The following is a 21,184-nucleotide window of genomic DNA, read 5'->3' on the forward strand; positions in this document are numbered from 1 at the left end:
TACCTCTGTATAATATCTTACAGAGATTTTTTGGCTGATTATGGTTTCTACTTCACAGAATGTTTGGCCGATTGGCAGGACATTAAATAGCATCTATACTGTTGTCCAAACCTTGAAAAAGAATGATTTCATTAACACTTATCTTGCCGTAGATGGGAATCAACATAATGTAGTCATCAAAATATTAAATGGTTCGGATTTTCAAGACTTAAAGCAAAATAAACCAGAGGCAAGTATTGATATAGAAAGAAAGTTTCAGGAATTAGGAAATACTTTATACCGATGTCAAAATCTTCATATTGTTAGGGCTTTAACCCAACCATTTTCAACATCTGATGAATATAACCAGCAGTGGTGGTGTATACCATTTATATTTGTCCAAGGCTCTAATCTAAAAGATTATGTGCAAACACCTTTATCTGAAAATGAGGCAATAAAATACATCAAGCAAATTGCTAGAGGACTGAGTGAGATTCACTCTCAAGGAATACTACACCTAAATGTAAATCCAGAAAATGTCATTATACAGAATAATAGTAGGGACGCTGTTTTAATTGGCTTTGGTTTTATAAACGGAATTAGAATAGAGCATACTTTGCCTGATTTTAAGAATGATGACGCAAAATTTTACCCTATGAATTATTCACACAAAAGCAAATACCAACGCCTAGAAGTGATATTTATTCCTTAGCAGCCACACTGTATTTTTTACTGACAAAAGAAAAGCCAAATTTGTCTACAGATAGAATAGGTAATATTGTTAATAAACAAAATGATCCCTTACGTCCATCGAGAGAAATAAATCATCATATTACTTCTCATATAGATGCAGCAATTTGGCAAGGAATGTCAATAAATGCTAATGATAGACCAGAATCAATTCATAAATGGTTAGATTTGTTGGAACCGTCATCACAAAATCCACCGAACACATCCTTTTGGATAAAGTTATGGAACTCTTGGGATAGATTAGGTCTTGACAAAAAAATAGCTATACTAACAGTAGTTGCATTAATTCTAGGAAGTGTTGGGAGTTTCCTCCAAGGAATAGGAGGTATTGCACCTATTTTTAAACCTAGCACTACCTCTTCTCCTGTTGCATCACCTAGCAAAAGTCCATAGAAAGTCAAAGCTACTAACTAAAGACAAATAGTTATAGCAGGAAAGTGAATTAAGACTGTTCTATTGAAATTAATCGCAATGGTTACAAGATTATGGTTTGGGATGCTGGGCAACACTTAGAAGATGGTAAATATACAATAGTCAAAACACTAGGTGTAGGTGGTTTTGGTACAACTTATCTTGCTCAAAAGTATCAAAGTTATTTTGTTGTCATTAAAACCTTAAATGAAAGATTAAAATTTGATCCTAATTTTGAGAAGTTTCAGCAGTATTTCTTAAAAGAAGCATCCGCTTTAGCTAGATGTAGCCATCCTCATATTGTCCAATTTTATGAAGTTATCAAAGTAGATGATTTTCCCTGCATAGTTATGGAATATGTTCCTGGTGAAAATTTATATGCAATTGTCACTAAAAATGGGGCATTACTTGAAACTGAAGCAGTGCAAATTATCACCCAAATCGGAGATGCTTTATCAACACTTCACCAGCAAGGATTGTTGCATGGGGATGTCACACCTCACAACATAATTTTGCGTTCAAATAAATTAGAAGCCGTTTTAGTTGACTTTGGTATTAGTCGCAAATTTATATCAAATACTACAGATAACAGTGTAGGATTATCTATTGGCTATTCTCCACCTGAGCAATATACAACGAACTTACGCCAAGGCCCGTATACCGATGTTTATGCTTTAGCAGCAACGTTGTATTTTTTATTAACAGGAATTTCCCCTATCTCTTCTCTAGATAGAATAGCTTGCAAGCTTCCATTAACCCCACCAAATGATATAAATAAACATATATCTTATGGTATCAATTTTGCAATTTTGAAAGGGATGGAATTAACTGTAGAACATCGCCCTAAATCAATAAAGTCTTGGATTAAATTGTTCAACTGTAAACCTACTAATACTAATAAGTTTACGAATACTTCGCACAAAGAACTTCAAAGAGTTATTGATAAAATTGCTATATTACTTGTAATATTCATTTTTATAGGTATTACAATACGTACGATAATATCGTTCATAGTTGCAGTGATGCGCTAGTTTTATTTGTAGCATTATAGTGGCGAATACTGATTGATTTCATTAACAAATACAAATTAATGAATACATAACAACAAACTCCGCATAACAAAATGTTCTAGAAAATCTACAAAAATAAAATTTCTAAAGTATCTTGCCAGTTGATCTGCAACTGTGAATGTGCATTTCCGCCATTGATGGCAATTTCTACCCAGCCATGACTACCAACTAAGGCGACAGCTGCGCCAACTTCGCCATCACTGTACGTTTCAACCCCTGGTATTGTCAATCCCGCAATTTGCACTAGCCAAGTTTTACCTTCTGCATAATTGCCGGGAATATTGCTGATTAAGTTACCAAAGTGATCTATATATTGAATATGTCCCAAAACACCACGGCTAGTTTTTTGATATTTGCCCATACCTAGCTGTAATAAAGTTGCAGGATTGATTTCTTTTCCCAGATATTTCAAGGGAACACCATTAGCTAGGTTTGCTCCTACTGGTGCAAAAATATCTCTACCGTGAAAGGTGCGGCTAGGTTGGGGAGTTCGCCAATATTCAGAGTTTGTCAGTTCCACGGCTGCGACTGCGGGAGTTTGACTGAGTACACCGCTAAATATGCCATTATCGGGGCCGACTAAAAACCCACCTGCAAATTCTACAGCGATCGCTCTCCGGTTTCCACCCACTCCCGGATCAACCACGGCTATATGTACTGTTCCATTGGGAAAGTAGGGATAAGCATTCATTAGGCAAAATCTAGCAGCCGCAATATTTTGTGGTGGAATTTGGTGTGTTAAGTCTACAACCCTTAACAGCGGGTTGATTTGGGCAATTATACCTTTCATCACCCCAACATAAACATCGCGATCGCCAAAATCGCTGAGTAACGTTAGGAGTGACGCTTGATTGAGTTGACTCTTTAACATCGGAAATTTATTAAAATATATATAAAGACATAATTTTCTGTAGCAACAGCTACAAAATATATGTTATGTTAGGAGAAATAGACATAAAAAAGCTTAAAGAGGTAATCACTATGAGTCAAAATAGATTGCAAGCTGTGAGACAAACCAAAGAAGTCCACAGACAAAACCTGAGAAAAAATCTAGAACATCGCTTAGAAGTAGCTAGATCTCAAGGTGATGAAAGGTTGATTAACCAACTAGAAGCAGAAATGAAATACCTTGGCTAAATCCCGAAAGCAAGAGTTGATTGTTTATAGTTTTGTTGTGTGGAAATCCCCGCTTCGGCGGGTTTTTTGTTGAGTACTGAGTTTTGAATGCTGAGTTGTCAGTCTTCCCTCTCTCCCTGTTATGTATGGATAATATTCAAAATATATTTAATAAATGGTTTGCTCGATGGCAAATCACCTTACCAGAAAACAATTTACAAGAGCGTCAGAAAGGTTCAAGTTTTCAAGCTGGTTGGAGAATAAATTTTATTTTTGGAATTGAAAATAATTTTGAATATCTTGAATTCTACGCCATGCACCGCAGGACTAATGACCGTCACACTGTAATTTATGAAAATGGAGAAATCAAACACTTAGAATGTTTAAATCCTCCTTTAGAATACAGTTCACCTATTGATAAAAACCAAAGGGAGCATAATGAAAAAAATCGAAAAGTTAAAGAAGAATTAATTAATAAAGGCTTACTTTAACTTTCTCTACTCCCTTGGGCTTCGTTATGACTTTGGCTTGTATGTTGAAGCAACGTGCAATTCTTTCAATTGCTTCCCATCTACCCCAGAAGGTGCATCTGTTAACAAGCAACGGGCTTGTTGTGTCTTGGGAAAAGCAATGACATCACGGATAGATTCTTCCCCAGCCAGCAACATCACCAAACGATCTAAACCGTAGGCGATACCACCATGTGGCGGTGTACCGTATTCAAAAGCTTCTAAGAGGAAACCAAATTTACTTTGCGCTTCTTCTGGAGACAAGCCAATGGTTTCAAACACCTGTTCTTGAATTTCCCGTTGATAAATTCGCAGACTACCACCGCCAACTTCAAAGCCGTTGAATACCAAGTCGTAAGCTTGGGCGCGGGCGGTTTTTAAGTCGTGTATGTCGTCGGGATGGGGTGCGGTGAAGGGGTGGTGTAATGCTTCCAGGCGCTTTTCGTCAGCATTCCACTCAAACATCGGGAAATCAACAATCCATAACAAATTGAGTTTTTCTGGATTGATTAAGCCAAATTCTCTGGCGGTAAATTGCCGTAATCTATCTAACGTTTTATTAACAGTCGCAACATCACCAGCAGCAAACAATAACAAATGTCCGGCTTTTGCACCTGTGCGGCGGAGAAGTTCGGCTTTTTGTTCGGCGGTGAGGTTGTCTTTAATTGCACCGATGGTATCAATTTCGCCATCTTCCCTGACACGAATGTAAGCTAAACCTTTTGCCCCGGCTTCACTAGCTTCTCTGAAAATGTCGCCACCTGGTTTAATACGGACGTTAGAAATTTTGTCGTTACCGTTGGGGATGGGAAGAATTTTGACAATACCACCATGAGCAACAGCATCCTTAAAGACTTTGAAACCAGAGTCTTTGAGGATATCGGAAACATCGACTAATTCTAAATCATAGCGAGTGTCGGGTTTATCGCTACCGTAACGTTCCATCGCTTCGGCGTAGGTTAAACGGGGGAAGGGATGGGTTAACTCAATCCCTTTAACGGTTTTGAAAATCTGACAAACTAATTTTTCGTTGAGTTCGATAATTTCTTCTTGAGACATGAAACTCATTTCCATGTCTAATTGGGTGAACTCTGGTTGTCTGTCGGCACGTAAATCTTCATCCCGGAAGCAACGGGCAATCTGATAGTATCTATCCATACCAGATACCATCAAGATTTGTTTAAATAGTTGCGGTGACTGAGGTAAAGCAAACCATTCGCCAGGGTTGACGCGACTGGGTAGAACATAATCCCGCGCACCTTCGGGAGTAGAACGTGTAAGAACTGGGGTTTCCACTTCGATGAAATTTTCCCCATCTTCTAAATAGCGACGCATCGCTTTGACGACTTGATGACGCAGCTGCATATTTTGCGCCATGCGATCGCGCCGTAAATCCAAATAACGGTATTTTAGTCTTAAGTCTTCCCGTACCGATTCGGTGTCAGCACTGGAAACCTGGAATGGTAGTTGCTTACGGACAGCATTTAACAAGGAAATTTTATCCGCGTAAATTTCCACTTCACCTGTAGGAATGCGGGTATTGAGGGATTCTTCGGGACGTTGCGTTACCCTACCTGTAATTTCGACGACGTATTCATTCCGCAAAGCATTGGCTTGCTCGTAAGAATTGGGGGTGCGTTGCGGATCGCTGACAATTTGGACTGTGCCAGAGCGATCGCGTAAATCTAAAAATATCACGCCCCCATGATCGCGGCGACGGTCTACCCATCCGTACAAGGTAACAGTTTCTCCAATATCTTCTTTTCGGAGTTCGCCGCAATAGTGAGTTCGCATAGTAGTTAATCTGTTCTTCCGGGCTAGATGGGTCAATAAAAGTCAAAGCTTTCCCATTATCTAGCATCAATAGTATCTAATAGAAGAACCAATGACACAATATCTTAGCAGAAGGCTAGGGGTAAGCGGCAGATTGCTTGTGTTTCGCCCGGTTCTAGGGCTGAAATGCTTTATCGGTGAAGGTTACAGATTTAAACGTTCTAAGTTTTATAGCCATAACCCAACAAATCTAAAATTTCATTGCAAGTTTCCTGTAGTGCCTTATCTTTTGTGTATACCGTAAACTTTGCCAGAAGATAATTTGAGGGATGACGAAGAAAGTGTTCATTAATGTTGGGACTGCCATCAGTTACATATTCGTTGCGATCGTTCAAAATTTGCAGCGACTCATGTAAATCAGGTGATGGTAGCAAAAGAATAACATAAGGTAATGGTTCTAAAACTTTTTGTACTCTTTGAAATAAGGACGTATCTTCGTAAACAGAAGGACCTGCGCCAAAATCTATCACACAGTCTTTATATTCCGATACTAATCTTTCTACTGCATGAGCTTCAAAAGGTTTCCAATATTGGTAAACACTATATAAGCCTTCAGTTTCGCGTTTTTGTTGTGCTAATTTTTCATCATATCCAATTTCTTGGTAGTAGCCCCATCGTAATTCATCCATTGAACATTGGGGAATACCAAGGTGATTAGCTAATAATTCGCCAATAGTAGATTTACCAGCACCTATAGGGCCAATCAAGATAATATTTGATACCATATTTTTTTGATTTTGGGTTAACAAAAAAACGGGTAGGCTTTCCGGCCTACCCTACAATAAATTTATCAATGAACAAAATTAATTAATGATGATCACGAGGGGCGTTGAAAGCTTCCCAGGCAGCTTTAGCTGCACTTTGGAAGCGATCGCCAAAATCAGCAAATTCTTTCCACAATAAGTGCCAGTTTTTCTCAGCTTCTTCTTGGATGACAGCCCAAGCATTTTCCAGGCGATCGCGTTCAATGAGTTTTTCGCCTTCAATGGCTTCTCTTGCTTGGCGCACAGCATTTAAATAAGTTTCGCGGGTGAGGGTTCCGGCTGATTCTGCTTCAGCTTGGGCGCGTCGTTTGAGTGCTTCAATTAAAGCTTTGGTTTCGTTCTTCACTTCATCAGTCTCCCCAGCCATTTCCGCTTCTACCATTTCGTTAGTTTGAGAACTGATTTGTACAACTAAAGTAGATTCAATGGATTCAAAATTATTACCAGTCATAGTTACAATATCCTCTCAATTCAGTTTCCCACAAAGGAATAATGATTAATATTTTGTAGACAGTTGCTGTTCTAATTTCAGCAATTGTTCAACCCGTGATTCTGTGTCAGGATGACTCGAAAACAAGTTACCTAAAAACTTGCCAGAGATAGGATTGATAATTAATAAAGGTTCAAAAGCTGGATTCGCATCTAAAGGTAACTGTCGTGCTGTGGCTTCTAATCTTTGCAAAGCGCGGGCTAAAGCGCGGGGATTCCCGGTTAATTTTGCCGAACCAGCATCAGCAGAAAATTCGCGAGTACGAGAAATGCCTAGTTGAATTACTGTTGCAGCTACTGGTGCTAACAATACAGTTAACAATATTCCTAACGGATTACCACCTCTGTCATCATCTCGTGAACCACCGCTAAACCACAGGCTGTAACTCACCATTTGTGCCAAGAAAGAAATTGCACCGGCGATCGTCGCAGCTACAGCTTGGGTTAAGGTATCACGATTAATAATGTGGGTTAATTCGTGGGCAATCACACCTTCTAATTCATCTTCTGGCAGAATACTTAAAATACCTTCAGTCACAGCCACAGCAGCGTGTTCTGGATCGCGTCCTGTGGCAAAAGCGTTAGCCGTTTGACCGGGAACAATATAAACTGCGGGCATAGGGATGTTAGCGCGTGCAGCTAATTTCTCCACCGTCCGATAAAGTCCTGGTGCTTCTGCGGCACTCACTGGCTGGGCGCGATACACTGCTAAGGCAATTTTATCTGATTGATACCAGGAAAATAGATTAGTTACTGCTGCTAAACCAATTCCTATAATTAAGCCACTAGTGCCACCAAGTACCCAGTAACTTATAGAAATTAATAACCCACTGAGTGCAGCCAGCAAAGCAACTGTTTTAAATTGATTTCCCATATTTATGCTCTCCTATTAATGCTGTATGGAACGTTTTTCAGCTTTTCTCAATCACAGCATTACTTAAGCTACACATAAATTTTAGCTATCCAAACACATATCTATCAGGTAGCAATTGCGCCCCAATTCAGTACGGTTTTCCCACTCAAGTTAGCAAATAATGACTAGCTGGAAAATAGAGGCTAGAAATTAGGGCTAGGGATGAAAAAAGAGTGTTTTTTATGTTTGGTTACGAGATTTTCTTGTGATTAGCTGACTGAAAAAATAAATCAAGAATTTAGCAGTTAGTTAGGATGCGATGGGAATCATATTTGATTTGGAGAAAAAACTCAGTATACCTCTGTTACTTCTTTTCCTGTTCCCTGTTCCCTGCCTATCGCGCTTGTGGTGCGCGAAGCGCACCACACAAGTAATTTCAATAATCAAGTCGGATTCCTATAGTACAGTGCGCGACTTTAACGAGTTAGCTTTATTTGTACAAACCTACTTAGTTTTCCTTTTAGTACTATTGAGAAGATTGTGTCCAAATTTGGCTGAGTTTCCTATGCTGGAGATAGACAGCAAGGAAAGCGGCATGACCAGTCAGAAAAAACAATCAAAAACTCTCAAAATTGCTGTAGTTGGAGATATTCACGACCAATGGGAAGTGGAAGATGCCCTTGCACTCAAGCAATTGGGTGTTGATTTGGTGCTATTTGTGGGAGATTTTGGTAATGAATCAGTGGAAGTGGTGAAAGCGATCGCTTCCCTGAATATCCCCAAAGCAGCAATCATGGGCAACCACGACGCTTGGTACACTGCTACAGAATGGGGACGAAAGAAATGTCCCTACGATCGCTCTCAAGAAGACTGGGTACAAGAACAACTTGATTTACTGGGTGCAGCCCATGTTGGTTACAGCAAGTTGGAGTTTCCCGAATGGAATTTAACCGTAGTTGGTGGTCGTCCTTTTAGTTGGGGTGGCCCAGAATGGAGATTTGCAGACATCTGCAAAGAACGTTACGGTGTCACAGACATGGAAGAATCAGCAGCTAAAATTACGGCTGCGGTCAAAACTGCTGCTGGCGATGCAATTATTTTTCTCGGACACAACGGGCCGAGTGGCTTAGGCGATCGCCCCGAAGACCCCTGTGGTAAAGATTGGCATCCCATCGGCGGCGATTTTGGCGATCCAGATTTTGCCGAAGCTATTTCTCAGACGATCAACCTTGGTAAAACCATTCCTCTAGTTACCTTTGGACATATGCACCACACTCTGCGGCACACCAAAAAAGTGTTACGCACATCAGTGTTTAGAAATCCACAAGGCACAATTTACTTAAATGCAGCCAGCGTCCCCAGAATTATCGAACATGATGGATACAAGCAACGGAATTTCTCTATTGTCCACTTAGAGGCAGGTGTAGTCACACAAGCTGCCTTAGTTTGGGTAGGCAAAGATTTACAGGCGATCTCAGAGGAAATTTTGTATGAGCTTTCCCCTAGTAAGTTGTAGATATTTACTTTCAGTAGTGCAACCTGCGTAGATGTAAGATATATTATTATCTGTCAGCTTTGTTGCTCACCAAAGAATATAGGGTAAGCAGTTGCTCGACAGTTTTACTGGAGAGGTGGCAGAGTGGTCGAATGCGTCCGACTTGAAATCGGATGAACCGAAAGGTTCCGGGAGTTCGAATCTCCCCTTCTCCGTTGTGACATTAAACTAGCCGAAAAAAAGATTAGGGTAGCAACCAGTATCATGTTCGCTACCCTAAAATTTATTTATATTACTTAATTACTACAAACAATTACTTAACTTCGTTAGCAGGAAACTTCTCAACCTTGCCTTTTTTCACAGCTACAACTACATCAAAAGTAGAACAGTAAGAAAATGTCACATCGTTAGCTTTGTTGTAGAGATTAACTACATGACCTGCACCACCGGGTTGAATTCCGATAGGTTCAAGGTCGCCAAAGAAGAAACGACGCAGCTGATCACCATTACCAAAAACACCCTTGTTCTTAGTGATCAAATCAATTTTTTGTTGAGCAGACAAACCTGTAGCATCCGCCGCTGAGGCTGGAAGTAGTGAGATTGAAGGTTTTACAGCCTGAAATGTAACATTTCCAACTGACAATAAACCAGCTATGGCAACACCTGTAAGTAATGAAGAGGCGAATTTCATGGGTTAATTCCTTATGTTTGAGCTTCGTAGCTATTCAGAGCATCTCAGATACTACTGAAGCTCATCTGAAACTTAGCCATAAATTGTCTGAATTTATTCCTTAATAAGATTCAGTTTAAACTCAGCATTTTCTCAGGTAATTGTGATGTCAAAAATATCAGCTAATTTTTAAGGCTGTTTCAGCTTGTTCTCACCTGGACTTAAGCTAAGATTTTTAGTATTGTTGACGTGACTTCTATTGCAACTGCAAGTGGTATTGCTGTGACTAGCCTGAGAAGATGGCATCGTTTCATTGACAGAATTCCTCACCAAGCCTATCTCTGGGTAGCAATCCTCATTTTTGGCGCATCAGGTGCAGTTACGCGCAAGTTAACAGAAATTGGTTCGCAAAACTTAATAAATGGGAGAAATCCCATTTCTCTGTGTAATGTTTTGTTCGTTGGCAATATCTGTGCATTGCTGGTGCTGATTATCATCTATCGGCAACAGTGGAACAAAACAGCATTGAAGCAAATATCAGTGAATAATTGGCTAGTGTTGTCGGTAGTATCAATCTTATCAGGGGCGTTGGCTCCTGGGTTAATTTTTCAGGCACTAGCACTCACCAATGTCAACAATGTGATTTTAGTTGGTAGATTAGAACCGCCACTGGCTTTAGCTTTATCAATTTGGTTATTAAAAGAACGGGTAAATATTTGGGAAATTATTGGGGCGATCGCAGCTTTTGTGGGTGTCGCACTGACTGTCTTACTCCAACCAGCAGGACATACCATAATGAATACGCCAGGGTTTCATTTGGGTACAGGCGAAATTCTGACAGCAGCCGCATCAGTAGCCGCAGCAGTAGCTACAGTTCTAGGTAAAAAATATGTCTTCCATATTCCTTTAGGAATTTTTACAATCTATCGCACTGCTGTAGGAACTATAGTATTTTTCTTTCTGGCTTTACGGCTATATGGTCAACATCATTTTGCCGAAGTATTTTCGCCTTTTTTGTGGCGGTGGATGTTGCTTTATAGTGTGGTGATTGTAGTTTTAGGTCAGTCGTTTTGGTTTAAAGGTTTGAGAGCTACTACGGTATCTGTCGCTTCCTTAGTTGGCTCATTTACTCCCATTGCAGGTATTGTGGCTGCTTATTTTATCTTAGATGAAGCCCCAACCCTACCTCAATATATAGGTGGTAGTTTGATTATCGTGGGGATATTAATTAGCCAACTGGGAGTTATGCGTCACACTCGTCTTACCGCAGCGGCCGATCAGGTAAACTCTACACAAGTACAACAAGTAGAAAGCGAGATGGGATTTAAAGGCATTTAATATTTTCAACCTACCCAGATGTAGATTCTTGTGGAAGCATTTCTCCCTCTTCACCTGCAACCGCAGTATTATCATCATTAGATACAGCAAAACCATCGGCAACATCTTTAATAAAACCAGCCACTGGTACAGCAATAATTAATCCCAACACTCCACCAATATAAGTTCCCACCAATAAAGAAATTAACACCCAGATTGGTCTTAACCCTGTGAAACTGCCTAACAATCGCGGTGCGATCGCTTGGTCAATCAACTGATCAATAATCACAGCTACTGCCAGCACTTTTACTGCTAACCAAAAATCATGGGTAGCTATAATTAAAGTGATAACAATCAAACTCAACACATCTCCAAAGGGAATCAAGCTTAAAATTCCCACTCCCAAACCAAAAAGCAAGCCAAACTGGACTTGAAACAACAAAAACATTAATGTTTGGGCAAGTCCCATCAGTAAAGCTAATGTTCCTTGTCCAATCAAGTAATTTTGAAAGTTTTGTTGAATAGATTTACTAATTGGTTGGGCGAAAGCCCAAGGAAACTTTTTAAATATTCCCTCCCACAGTCTTGGCCCATCTAACAACAAGTAAAAACTTAAAACTACTGTAATTAATGCTCCTGAAACACTATCAATTGTATCGACAATAATGCTTAAAAGCTTATCGGAAAGATACTCCAATTCATCAGGAATTTTATCAGTAACTTTAGTAAAAATTTGACTGAAATCTATTCTACTACTCTGGCTAAAAGCCCAATCATTTAAACCCTGTAATTTTGCCTCACTAGAATCAATCCATTGAGGCAGTAATTTAACCATTTCATTAAATTGCTCGGAAACTATGGGTAATAATGTAATTCCCAAAGTCACCAGAATAAAAGTAGCTAAGATAAAAACTAGTGTGACTCCATAGTTACGTTTAACGCCTTGTCGCTCCAGTAACGAAACAGGGTAGTTTAAAATAAAAGCAAACAAAGAGGCTAGGACAAGAATAGCCACTAAAGGTTGAAAATATTGAAAAAATCGCAATAATAACCATCCATTAAGAAAAAATAGGGGAAATAACAACGTTAACACTAGCCATTTTAGAAGTCGATTAACTGATAAATTCATAATTATTCCTAGCTTTCAGTAAAAGCTAAAAGTTGCTCATCATTGATTCTTCCTGCTTGGTACAAAGTTTTGACGATTTGGGAAATAGTGAAAACTGCATAACTTCGATAACCATTTTCTCTGAGTCTGGCTTGCACTCCTTGTTCATGGTCAATTAAAACCACAATATCATGCACATTTAAGCCAGCAGATTTCAGTTTTTCTGCTCCTTCCATCACACTTTTACCACTGATGAGAATATCATCTACTACTACTACTATTTCACCAGCCAAGAAATTGCCTTCAATTACCTTACGTGTTCCATGTGCTTTCACTTCTTTACGGGGAAAAACCATTGGACAATTCAACCGCAAAGCTAAACCAGTCGCAGTTGGTAAAGAACCGTAAGGGATACCTGCCAATCTATCAAAATTCAGGTTTCTTAAGATTTTTTCATAGGCACTCAGAACTTGATTAAAAACTTGCGGATTAGAAATAATTTTGCGTAAATCTATGTAATAGGGAAATATCGCTCCTGACGCTTGCACAAATTTACCAAACATAATGCAACCAATATCATAAAGTTGCAAAATTAAATCATTCTGGAGTTGCTGATCCTCAAAACGAACATCAGGTAGCCATACAGAACAGCTAGAAGCATCAGCAGTAATTTGACTTTTTGTTTGATTAATTTCTGCGCGTAAAGACTGGATTTCTTGTGATAAGTTTGAGTTTGCCAACATATCTTGAGGTACAGGAATTAGCAACCCATCACCATTACTATTTAACCCAGCTTCTAAGATTTGCTTGAGGTTACTACCCTCAGCCCAAATGCTACGTGCCATTATGGTTCGTTCTGGTGCAACTGCCCGAATTAAACCCAAAACGTCAGGATTAGTAGTTCCTACTTCTAAACCTAATTCTTCTGGAGTCCCCCAGTTTTTGGCTTCTTTGACCACCTGCAAATAAAGGGGTGAATCATTAGCAGGATATTGTTGTATGGTTTCGGCTCCGGGATTAGAAGTACAGCATAAAATAAACACAGCCTTATCAGGATAAACCAAAAACGGTGCCACATGATCTTGCCCTGGATATGGGCTGAGAGTAATTGCATCCACATCCCATTCTGTAAATACAGTATGGGCAAAAATACTACTAGTATTTAAATCGCTATGTTTGGCATCTAAAATAATTGGAATATGACTGGGGATAGCAGCTAAAGTTGTGTACAAAAGTTCTAAACCAGGAATGCCTAAAGCCTGATAAAAGCCGAGTGTTGGCTTATAGGCACAAACAAAATCCGCAGTTTCGGCAATAATAAATTGCAACCAATTTTCTAGACCAGTAATGATATCTTGAGAGCGATAACCGCTAGGCATCATCTCTGGGTTAGGGTCAAGACCTGCAAATAATAAGCTTTGGTTTTGTGCAATATTTAGATATAATTTATCAAAAAAATGCATAATCTATTTGTCAAGATTTAAAATAGGAGGTTGTTGGCAAAGTCTAATGTATTACTTACCTTTAAAACATCCTCTAAAATAGACAAGTAAATCAATAAAATTAATCACTAAATATATCAATTCGTTAAATTAGGGTTACACATCTATATTTTTGGAGAAATTGTAAATAGGCAGATATTAATATCTGATTTTCATCTTGCTCAAGTATAAAACAGTTATGCTCAAGCCTATCTCTAGGTAGAGAAATTTAATTTGCCGCTAGAAAATATGAGTTATTTTTCCGGCTGCTGATATTTAATGGTACACATATTTAGGGGCGCAATATATTGCGCCCCTATTAGTTGTCACCCAGTCCTCAAAATATTCAAGAATAGGAGTATTAACAAAGAGAGGTCAGTGGTACACCTAACCAACCAGCAAAATTTTCTTTTTGAGTAGTATTTGGATTGTTAACTAGAACTACCTGATACTTGCTGGGACGTGGTGCTGCGAGGGTGACAGAACAAGTGCGGAGTTCATCTTGATGAAAAACTGTTACCTGAATAGTGTCGTTTGCTTGGTAATCTTTTAAGCGATCGCTTAAAAGATGAGATGTTACACGTATACCAGCAATAGCCAGCAATTCATCACCTGCATCAATTCCTGCTAACTGCGCGGGTGAACCAAATTCGACAAACTTCACTATTTCCCGTCCATTCTCGGTATTTAACCTCAAACCAAAGTAAGGTTCTTCTTCTCTATCCGCAATTACTTGTAAGCCAAAAGGTTCGAGGTACTGATTAAAAGGCAATTCTTCAGTGCCATTAATGTAGCGATTGAAGAAGTCAGTCAAATCCATTTCGGCTACAGATTCAATTACTTCCTGTAATTCTTCTGGTGTGTAACCAATTTCTTGTTTACCAAATTTACGCCACATCAGCCGCATCACATCATCCAGAGAACGCTGATTTCTAGACCGCTCTCTAATCAGCAAATCTAGCAATAAAGAAACCATTTCCCCCTTCAAATAGTAGGAAACTTGAGAATTATTGCTATTGGCATCGGGGCGATAAAGTTTAATCCAAGCATCAAAACTTGACTCGGCCAGTGATTGCACTTTCCGTCCTGGCGTGGTTAAAAACCGCGAAATTTCCTTACTCCAATTATGAAAATATGACTTGGCATCATAAATTCCTGCCCGTAAGGGAATCAACAAATCGTAATAACTTGTAGTACCTTCACAGAACCACAAAGAAGAGGTATAATTTTCTCGGTCGTAATCAAAAACTTCTAAAGCTTTTGGGCGAATTCGTTTAACATTCCACAAGTGAAAGAATTCGTGCGCCACCAGTTGGATGAAGCGATCGTATTTATCTGGTGAACTAAACCCAAAACGCTGATAAATGAGGGAGCAACAGTTTTTATGCTCCAAACCACCATAAGCTTGGGCAAATAAATGCAGTAGAAACACATATTTTTCGTAAGGCAACCCGCCAAACATCTGAGCTTCTACATGAATGATTTTTTGAATATCGGCAATGATTTGTTGTGCTTGGTAATTTCCCTGCCCCCAAATAGCCAGTTCATGAGGTTTTCCCAAAACCTCAAAGTGATATAACTCGTGATAACCAATTTCAAAGGGACTATCTACAAGAGTATCAAAATCGTCTGCATAAAAGGTAGAAGACTGTCCATCAACTGAGTCCAAGGCAGTAGTCACCCGCCATTCAGGATGCGGCGGTATAATAGTCACCTGAATTGGCAACCCTTCACAGCCTCGTAATCTAAAAAACAGGGCTGCACCGTTGAAATAACCGTGGGTGCTATCCAGATGGTTTGTTCGTACCGATAGCTCATTGGCAAATATCCGGTAACGCACCGTTAATTCCGAGATCCCGTTTGTGTTTACCTGCCAGTGGTTTTTGCTGATTTTCCGCCAAGGCAATGGCTGTTCTCCAGCAAAAGCGGCAAAATCTTGTAAATTCTTGGCATATTCCCTGACTAAGTAGGAGCCTGGTGTCCAGACGGGCATTTTCAAGTCAAGTGTTGGGGATGAGTGATTAACCAGCTGCAAGCTCACCTCAAACAGATGGGTTTCTGGTTGGGGCATTGCTACCAGGTAATGAATCGCCGGTACGGTTTCCTTAACGCCAATTTCGAGACGAGGTGCTGTTGCTTCAGTCATTTGTAGTAGTAGACAGGAGTGATAAGTTATGAGTTTATAGTTATTAGTCAATAATTAATAGTCAATGGAGGGAGTTTGTAAAGAACTAGGAATAAAGTAGTCTGAACGTGAGATTGGAAAAAGATTTACAATTAATTAATATTTTATAGTTGATGTCAAAGTTTCAGGTCTTTTTATCCATAATTAATTAATTTTTACTCCCAAGTGTGTGTTTCCAGCATTTTTCATGCTCATAGGTTTTTCATGCACTATAGTCAATAGAGCTGGTTTCCAAACTTGTAGCTCAACATCTTAATGCTCAACACCATTGCTGAGAGTTGCATCTGCGGTCTCCTCTGTTTGTAACTTCGTAAAGGCTTTCTGACAAAGGCATCAGCCCTTAGCGAGTCACTGACTTGGAGAATTGATGACATTAATTACCGCAGCAGCTGAATTTTGGCGACCTTACACTCAACCCACACTTAGACTTTGCCTGCCAAATTCATCAATTGCTTGAAGTTAAGCAAGTGAATGATGTTATTAACATTATCAATTGTGATCCATCCCTTTTCATGTAATTTTTCCATGATTTTGGTGGTTTCTTCAACTCCGATTTCTGTCACTTCTGCCAAATCTTTAAAGGGAATATTAAAAATTTCTTTACCTTGTTCTGATTCTTGTCCATAGCTTTCACCTAAGCTGACTAAGGTGTGAGCCAGTTTTACAGCGGGTGGTGAAGAGCGAATCTGTAATCGCTGGTTAAATTGCCGGATTCTTCGCACCATAAGTTGCAGCATCCGATGATGCAATTGTGGATCTTTAAACAAGATTTGAATAAAACGCTCACGAGAAATGCTGAGTAACTTCACAGGCGAAAGGGCAATTACATCAGTTGAACGAGGGGATTCATCTAAAATCGCCATTTCGCCAAAAAAATCACCCCGACCTAAAATTGCGATCGCCACAGAATCTTCTCCTGAAGTACGGCGGACTTTCACCCACCCAGATACCACAAAGTAAACTGCGTTACCCCAGGCATCTTCCATCAATACGGCTCTTCCTACGGGATATTCGTGATCAATTGCAACATTGAGCAGCCATTCTAAAGTTTGTGGGTTGGCTGTACTCAGCAAGGGGAAAAGTTCACTAAAAACCTCAGTCTGCATGAAATATCTGTAAAAAATGAATTCAATAATGGAAATTTAAGTTGACTACTATAAGTTTTAAAACCGCCACCATAGTATTAATACATAGTAAATAGTAATATTTTACACTAACAGCCTATGGTTTTTCGGTCTGATGTTCCTTTACAACATAACAATTATGTCAGGGATCGAAATCAGCGGTTTTACTGACAGAATTGTGATTTATTATTTGCTCATTGAATCGCTATTTGCTGTGAGTATTTTGACTTGTTGGTCTAAATTTTCGACTAGGCGATTTAAAGTATCTAAAGCATCTGATTGCTCTGGTGTAAGGCTAGAGTTGAGTATGAGTCGTTGATTTAGTTCCTGTAACTTATAGCTGAGTTGTTGCGAAATACCTAAGACATCACGGCTAAGGCGCGCTAATTGTTGTTGTTGATGAAACTTTAAGGCGGCTCCGCGCAATACTTGAAGTGTAGCTTCTTCACCGTAAATTCCTGGCATTACTCGCAGGCGTAATAATACACGGTTTTGTTGATATACACATTCTTTTTCTATTTGTTTGGGTTCTGTAATTGTGGTGATAGGTAAGCTGGCAAATCGCTTTAATTCATTAAGTACGCCTTGAAAAACTGACAGCGGTAAATTGTCTAATACCGATTGCACAACACCATTATCACTCCAGAGTATTCTACCTTTGTAAGGTTGTCTTTCTAAATACAAGCGACCAATTCCGCCTCCTAGAACTCGACCGAGTAATTCTTCTAGGAGTTTTTTGGGTGGGAGTAATGCAAGCACTTCTACCGGAGTAGATAGTTCTGGTGCAGGGACTGGCAGGATAGTTAAATTATTGGTGAGTACTGCTTCGGTGATCTCTTCCTTGAGCTTTTTAGCTAAAGCCGAAAGGTTGGGTTCTGGAAGTGGGGGAAAATCTGTTAATTTTTGAGTATTTTTAGGAGTTTCCATGTTCGCCACCATTGATGCTGGCGGTTGCTGCTGATTTTGAGATGAGGTGATGTCAGAATGATTGACTGTTTTAGTATTTGAGTTAAGGGTATTTTTATAGTTGAGGTAGGCTGAGAGGATGCTGCGGTGGGTGTCAGTGGCAAGTTCTTGAGTCACCATCGTGCAGTTGACATAACATAAGATCCGATTCACGTAATCTAGTGCGCTGCTGTCTTGTGGATGCACCATACCTAGGCGTAATTGCTTCCCTTCTTCTAATCTAAAAGGCAAAATTTGGTGGTACAGACAAGCTTCAAAGGACAGGAGATGATCAATTAGCTGAAATATTTGTAGACGATCGCTTTCTTGCTCTAAGTTGATCGATATGTTTGATAGTACCTGTGGCCTACTGGCTTCGGTATCATTTGCTTTGTCCTCGGAAGACAACATAATTTTTGATTATTTAAAGTTTCCTTATATTTTATTTTGCTCTAAGTTAGTTGGCAGTAAATAAAGATACTTTGTTATCTTGGTAAAAATTAAATTAATTACTCTCAGTAAGATGATACTTAGTTGAATGGATAAGGGAGCAGGGGAAAGGTTGCTAGGTTGAAAAACCCTCCCAATTGCGTCCAGCAAAGTCCCCAATTTATTTAGGGGTAGGAATTGCGGCGATCGCTGATTATGCTCCTGATTCTTCGGTTCTCAACGATTGGGCTAGGAGATAAATTTTTGTCCATTCTCCCATTGCCTGATGGCTTTTGATATTTAACTTTTGGGCGATCGCTTCCAGGGAATTACCTGCTTTGCGTAAATCTAGTACCTGCTGCCCCAATGGTGTTAATTTTTGATAAAGTAGCTGCCATTGGTTAGGTGTAAGTCCCAAATTATGTTCTTCTAAGGAAATTGATAGCCAGCTATTGACGAGTTCTGGTTTACCTTTGAGGGCAAAGACACGAACTGCATGGTAGCTGACTTTTTCCCGCAGGCGGTAGATTTCCCGAATTGGCTTTTGCAGTTGCTTGGCAATTTCATCTTGAGATTTGCCTTGGAGATACAACTTCAGCCAATCGACAGCTTCTTGTCCAAGATTTTCTTGTAAGTAGTTGGCAAATTCTGTTTGCACCGATTGGCGCAGTGATTGTTGTTCTTCTAGTTGTTGTGCTTCTTGATATTCGGCGATCGCTTGCGTATCTACCAAGTTGACGCGATTATCATTGTCATCAGTGAGAATTTCTTCAGAAACTAGTCTCACCATGTCACTACCGGGTACTTGAGTTAAGCCACCACGCTGAGTCCGACGCAAGTAGTTGACAAATCTATAAACGAGTAAGGGTTGATTGCGGACTGGGCGCAAAGCATACTCTTCTACACTGGCAAACAGGAGTGTATCTTGTAGTCGTCTGTCGTTAGTAAATTCGACAATACAAGCCATTTGCTGCTGCATATAGGTGTCGCTTTGCAGTAATTCTTGGATCACTTCTTGTAATACATCCATGACACTGCGTTGGCGATCGCGGCTCAGTGCGACCCAAGTTTGAATTTTATGGCGTAAGCTAACTAAACTCCCTAATCGAGTGAGCAAGTTGCGATAAGCACGTTCTCGGCCAATACCTAAGTAACGTTGACGTAAAATTTTCCAGCGATATTCCATCGCTTGTTTAGCAATTTCCAGTTCTTTGGGATCTAATAGTTCAAATCGGTTTACGTCTTTTCCCAAGAGCCACAGAACAATACTCTCCCTCACAGATACACTTTGTTCTGGAATCTCTACAGCTAGGCGTTTATGCCAATACTGCGCTAGTTTTTCTCCATCTTTTGCCATAGTGAGATTGTATTCTTCAAAACCTTGCCGTAAAGTTTGCATCACAACCCCCGTTTATCGTCAATCACTCTTAACATCTTGGCTGGCAGTTGTCCATGAATCCGTCGCTTTCATGAAGACATTTCAGCGATTCTATTGTTATTACGTTTTTATTCCTAAACTTTATGCAGAAGTTTTCACATTGTGGTGTTGGCTTTTATTCTCTGAATAATATAAATTTCAGTATGAAGAAGTTTTGTTTCTATTCCTGAAAAGGTTTAATTTTTGTAAATCTATCATCAAGACACCCAAAAAGCCTATTTATCCAAAACCGAACTGATCAGGAGAAATTGCGATTAAAGTTCTTGAGTTAGTCAAAGCGAGAAAGTTTACGCTTCTGCAAAAGAACTAGTGAGATTTACCCATGTCAAAGACGTTATCTTAGGTAGATAAGTTTCACCTTATAAAGTCTTTTTTTAGGCATGGGGAATATGCTATTTGTTTTTATTAATTTCTACTAGTTTGTCTATAGCTTACAGACGTAAAAGCTATAGTTTACAGTTAACTCCTTAGTTTTTTTGGCTCTTGGCAAGTTTTTTAAGGTAGGGAAGCGATCGCTAACACTACAATTTTCTTAAAATTTAATACTCTTCGTAAGGAAATTTTTTTTAATTATATGCATATTTGACAACTAGTCGTACAAGTAATTTATTTCTCTTAAGAGTTACTTGTCGGCCGAGTCAAGGTGATGGTTTTGATTAACATCTATCTCAATTAAATCGGAACAACACATCTAGCAAAAAGTCAATAGTCTAGTCTCAATTATTAATCATCGATTAGCAATTAGACTGAGAACTTTTGACTTTAGCTGTTGGATGAATATGCTAATGAATCTAAATCTATCGTCCGTTACGAGACCTACCAATAATGGGATTTTCTACAGAGTCTCGATACTCTTGCACTTCTTCAGTATAAGCAATTGGTAAAACAGCCTCAACGTTTTCATGCGGACGGGCAATGATTACCCAAGATTCTAATGTTCCACCATAAACATTTTCTGCTGCTTCTACACCGGCAGCCATCGCGGTTTTGACTTCCGATACATCTCCGCGAATATTTACTGTAAAACGTGCGCTACCAACTCTGATATAACCAACGAGAGTAACTCGTCCAGCTTTTACCATTGCGTCTGCTGCTGCAAGCACAGCAGGAAAACCTTTAGTTTCCAGCGAACCAACGGCTTGTAATGACATTAGCAATCTCCTGTATAAATAAACGTATGTGGTAACGCTACAAGTTAATTGTAGAAAGCTCCGTTAC

General features: G+C 39.5%; 20 protein-coding genes and 1 tRNA gene. 8 read left to right on the forward strand and 13 right to left on the reverse strand.

The window, feature by feature from the left end:
- Positions 1–40: 40 nt before the first annotated feature.
- The 3 genes from IQ244_RS02645 to IQ244_RS02655 all read left to right on the forward strand — a co-directional run bounded on the left by IQ244_RS02645 (position 41) and on the right by IQ244_RS02655 (position 2,171).
- A complete protein-coding gene (locus IQ244_RS02645; RefSeq protein ID WP_193889549.1) occupies positions 41–691 on the forward strand; it encodes a protein kinase domain-containing protein in 651 nt (216 codons plus the stop codon).
- A 41-nt stretch (positions 692–732) separates the two neighbouring features.
- Positions 733–1,122, forward strand: coding sequence for a hypothetical protein (locus IQ244_RS02650; RefSeq protein ID WP_193889551.1), 390 nt, complete (start codon positions 733–735; stop codon positions 1,120–1,122).
- A gap of 92 nt (positions 1,123–1,214) precedes the next feature.
- Positions 1,215–2,171, forward strand: coding sequence for a serine/threonine protein kinase (locus IQ244_RS02655; RefSeq protein WP_193889552.1), 957 nt, complete (start codon positions 1,215–1,217; stop codon positions 2,169–2,171).
- A gap of 106 nt (positions 2,172–2,277) precedes the next feature.
- Here the strand turns inward: IQ244_RS02655 and IQ244_RS02660 are convergent, their stop codons facing one another.
- The gene (locus tag IQ244_RS02660) at positions 2,278–3,081 is read right to left on the reverse strand and encodes an SAM hydrolase/SAM-dependent halogenase family protein (RefSeq protein WP_193889553.1); all 804 of its coding nucleotides are present in this window, start codon (positions 3,079–3,081) and stop codon (positions 2,278–2,280) included.
- Positions 3,082–3,191: 110 nt separating this feature from the next.
- Here IQ244_RS02660 and IQ244_RS02665 point away from each other — a divergent pair, with 110 nt between their 5' ends.
- Both IQ244_RS02665 and IQ244_RS02670 read left to right on the forward strand, forming a co-directional pair.
- Positions 3,192–3,347 carry a hypothetical protein gene (locus IQ244_RS02665; protein ID WP_193889554.1) on the forward strand — a complete coding sequence of 52 codons (156 nt, stop codon included), beginning with the start codon at positions 3,192–3,194 and terminating at the stop codon, positions 3,345–3,347.
- Positions 3,348–3,430: 83 nt separating this feature from the next.
- The gene (locus IQ244_RS02670) at positions 3,431–3,817 is read left to right on the forward strand and encodes a hypothetical protein (protein WP_193889555.1); all 387 of its coding nucleotides are present in this window, start codon (positions 3,431–3,433) and stop codon (positions 3,815–3,817) included.
- Between the two features lie 24 nt (positions 3,818–3,841).
- Here the strand turns inward: IQ244_RS02670 and aspS are convergent, their stop codons facing one another.
- The 4 genes from aspS to IQ244_RS02690 all read right to left on the reverse strand — a co-directional run bounded on the left by aspS (position 3,842) and on the right by IQ244_RS02690 (position 7,795).
- Entirely contained in the window at positions 3,842–5,629 is a 1,788-nt protein-coding gene (aspS, locus tag IQ244_RS02675) for an aspartate--tRNA ligase (protein ID WP_193889556.1), read from the reverse strand.
- A gap of 200 nt (positions 5,630–5,829) precedes the next feature.
- On the reverse strand, positions 5,830–6,393 hold the full coding sequence (locus tag IQ244_RS02680; RefSeq protein ID WP_193889557.1) for a shikimate kinase: 564 nt from the start codon (positions 6,391–6,393) through the stop codon (positions 5,830–5,832).
- 82 nt (positions 6,394–6,475) lie between these two features.
- Positions 6,476–6,883: a hypothetical protein gene (locus IQ244_RS02685; protein ID WP_193889559.1), complete on the reverse strand. Its 408-nt coding sequence runs from the start codon at positions 6,881–6,883 to the stop codon at positions 6,476–6,478.
- A 45-nt stretch (positions 6,884–6,928) separates the two neighbouring features.
- Complete coding sequence (locus IQ244_RS02690) at positions 6,929–7,795, reverse strand: zinc metalloprotease HtpX (RefSeq protein ID WP_193889561.1); 867 nt, start codon at positions 7,793–7,795, stop codon at positions 6,929–6,931.
- Between the two features lie 544 nt (positions 7,796–8,339).
- Between IQ244_RS02690 and IQ244_RS02695 the strand changes: the two genes are divergently transcribed.
- On the forward strand, positions 8,340–9,290 hold the full coding sequence (locus IQ244_RS02695; protein ID WP_228058699.1) for a TIGR04168 family protein: 951 nt from the start codon (positions 8,340–8,342) through the stop codon (positions 9,288–9,290).
- Positions 9,291–9,399: 109 nt separating this feature from the next.
- Positions 9,400–9,484, forward strand: a tRNA-Ser gene (locus IQ244_RS02700).
- Positions 9,485–9,582: 98 nt separating this feature from the next.
- On the opposite strand, the gene IQ244_RS02705 is transcribed toward IQ244_RS02700, so the two are convergent.
- The gene (locus IQ244_RS02705) at positions 9,583–9,960 is read right to left on the reverse strand and encodes a hypothetical protein (protein ID WP_193889565.1); all 378 of its coding nucleotides are present in this window, start codon (positions 9,958–9,960) and stop codon (positions 9,583–9,585) included.
- Between the two features lie 261 nt (positions 9,961–10,221).
- Between IQ244_RS02705 and IQ244_RS02710 the strand changes: the two genes are divergently transcribed.
- Positions 10,222–11,277, forward strand: a complete 1,056-nt coding sequence (locus IQ244_RS02710) for a DMT family transporter (RefSeq protein ID WP_193889990.1) — start codon at positions 10,222–10,224, stop codon at positions 11,275–11,277.
- Positions 11,278–11,287: 10 nt separating this feature from the next.
- Here IQ244_RS02710 and IQ244_RS02715 read toward each other — a convergent pair whose 3' ends face one another.
- The 7 genes from IQ244_RS02715 to IQ244_RS02745 all read right to left on the reverse strand — a co-directional run bounded on the left by IQ244_RS02715 (position 11,288) and on the right by IQ244_RS02745 (position 21,117).
- Complete coding sequence (locus IQ244_RS02715; RefSeq protein WP_193889566.1) at positions 11,288–12,385, reverse strand: AI-2E family transporter; 1,098 nt, start codon at positions 12,383–12,385, stop codon at positions 11,288–11,290.
- Positions 12,386–12,393: 8 nt separating this feature from the next.
- Positions 12,394–13,827 carry a bifunctional orotidine-5'-phosphate decarboxylase/orotate phosphoribosyltransferase gene (locus IQ244_RS02720; protein ID WP_193889567.1) on the reverse strand — a complete coding sequence of 478 codons (1,434 nt, stop codon included), beginning with the start codon at positions 13,825–13,827 and terminating at the stop codon, positions 12,394–12,396.
- Positions 13,828–14,206: 379 nt separating this feature from the next.
- Positions 14,207–15,991, reverse strand: coding sequence for a M61 family metallopeptidase (locus tag IQ244_RS02725; protein WP_193889568.1), 1,785 nt, complete (start codon positions 15,989–15,991; stop codon positions 14,207–14,209).
- 461 nt (positions 15,992–16,452) lie between these two features.
- The gene (locus IQ244_RS02730) at positions 16,453–17,136 is read right to left on the reverse strand and encodes a Crp/Fnr family transcriptional regulator (protein WP_193889569.1); all 684 of its coding nucleotides are present in this window, start codon (positions 17,134–17,136) and stop codon (positions 16,453–16,455) included.
- Positions 17,137–17,340: 204 nt separating this feature from the next.
- Entirely contained in the window at positions 17,341–18,510 is a 1,170-nt protein-coding gene (locus tag IQ244_RS02735) for a pilus assembly protein PilB (RefSeq protein WP_193889570.1), read from the reverse strand.
- A gap of 232 nt (positions 18,511–18,742) precedes the next feature.
- Complete coding sequence (locus IQ244_RS02740) at positions 18,743–19,927, reverse strand: HetZ-related protein 2 (protein WP_193889571.1); 1,185 nt, start codon at positions 19,925–19,927, stop codon at positions 18,743–18,745.
- An 836-nt stretch (positions 19,928–20,763) separates the two neighbouring features.
- Positions 20,764–21,117 carry a carbon dioxide-concentrating mechanism protein CcmK gene (locus tag IQ244_RS02745; RefSeq protein WP_193889572.1) on the reverse strand — a complete coding sequence of 118 codons (354 nt, stop codon included), beginning with the start codon at positions 21,115–21,117 and terminating at the stop codon, positions 20,764–20,766.
- Positions 21,118–21,184 lie beyond the last annotated feature (67 nt).

Source organism: Nostoc sp. LEGE 06077 (assembly GCF_015207705.1).
Lineage (GTDB): Bacteria > Cyanobacteriota > Cyanobacteriia > Cyanobacteriales > Nostocaceae > Nostoc_B.

Coding starts and splice junctions, on each gene's coding strand:
- IQ244_RS02645 (WP_193889549.1), top strand. CDS start 41: ATGGTTTCTACTTCACAGAATGTTTGGCCGATTGGCAGGACATTAAAT.
- IQ244_RS02655 (WP_193889552.1), top strand. CDS start 1,215: ATGGTTTGGGATGCTGGGCAACACTTAGAAGATGGTAAATATACAATA.
- IQ244_RS02660 (WP_193889553.1), bottom strand. CDS start 3,081: ATGTTAAAGAGTCAACTCAATCAAGCGTCACTCCTAACGTTACTCAGC.
- IQ244_RS02665 (WP_193889554.1), top strand. CDS start 3,192: ATGAGTCAAAATAGATTGCAAGCTGTGAGACAAACCAAAGAAGTCCAC.
- aspS (WP_193889556.1), bottom strand. CDS start 5,629: ATGCGAACTCACTATTGCGGCGAACTCCGAAAAGAAGATATTGGAGAA.
- IQ244_RS02680 (WP_193889557.1), bottom strand. CDS start 6,393: ATGGTATCAAATATTATCTTGATTGGCCCTATAGGTGCTGGTAAATCT.
- IQ244_RS02685 (WP_193889559.1), bottom strand. CDS start 6,883: ATGACTGGTAATAATTTTGAATCCATTGAATCTACTTTAGTTGTACAA.
- IQ244_RS02690 (WP_193889561.1), bottom strand. CDS start 7,795: ATGGGAAATCAATTTAAAACAGTTGCTTTGCTGGCTGCACTCAGTGGG.
- IQ244_RS02695 (WP_228058699.1), top strand. CDS start 8,340: ATGCTGGAGATAGACAGCAAGGAAAGCGGCATGACCAGTCAGAAAAAA.
- IQ244_RS02705 (WP_193889565.1), bottom strand. CDS start 9,960: ATGAAATTCGCCTCTTCATTACTTACAGGTGTTGCCATAGCTGGTTTA.
- IQ244_RS02715 (WP_193889566.1), bottom strand. CDS start 12,385: ATGAATTTATCAGTTAATCGACTTCTAAAATGGCTAGTGTTAACGTTG.
- IQ244_RS02720 (WP_193889567.1), bottom strand. CDS start 13,827: ATGCATTTTTTTGATAAATTATATCTAAATATTGCACAAAACCAAAGC.
- IQ244_RS02725 (WP_193889568.1), bottom strand. CDS start 15,991: ATGACTGAAGCAACAGCACCTCGTCTCGAAATTGGCGTTAAGGAAACC.
- IQ244_RS02730 (WP_193889569.1), bottom strand. CDS start 17,136: ATGCAGACTGAGGTTTTTAGTGAACTTTTCCCCTTGCTGAGTACAGCC.
- IQ244_RS02735 (WP_193889570.1), bottom strand. CDS start 18,510: ATGTTGTCTTCCGAGGACAAAGCAAATGATACCGAAGCCAGTAGGCCA.
- IQ244_RS02740 (WP_193889571.1), bottom strand. CDS start 19,927: ATGCAAACTTTACGGCAAGGTTTTGAAGAATACAATCTCACTATGGCA.
- IQ244_RS02745 (WP_193889572.1), bottom strand. CDS start 21,117: ATGTCATTACAAGCCGTTGGTTCGCTGGAAACTAAAGGTTTTCCTGCT.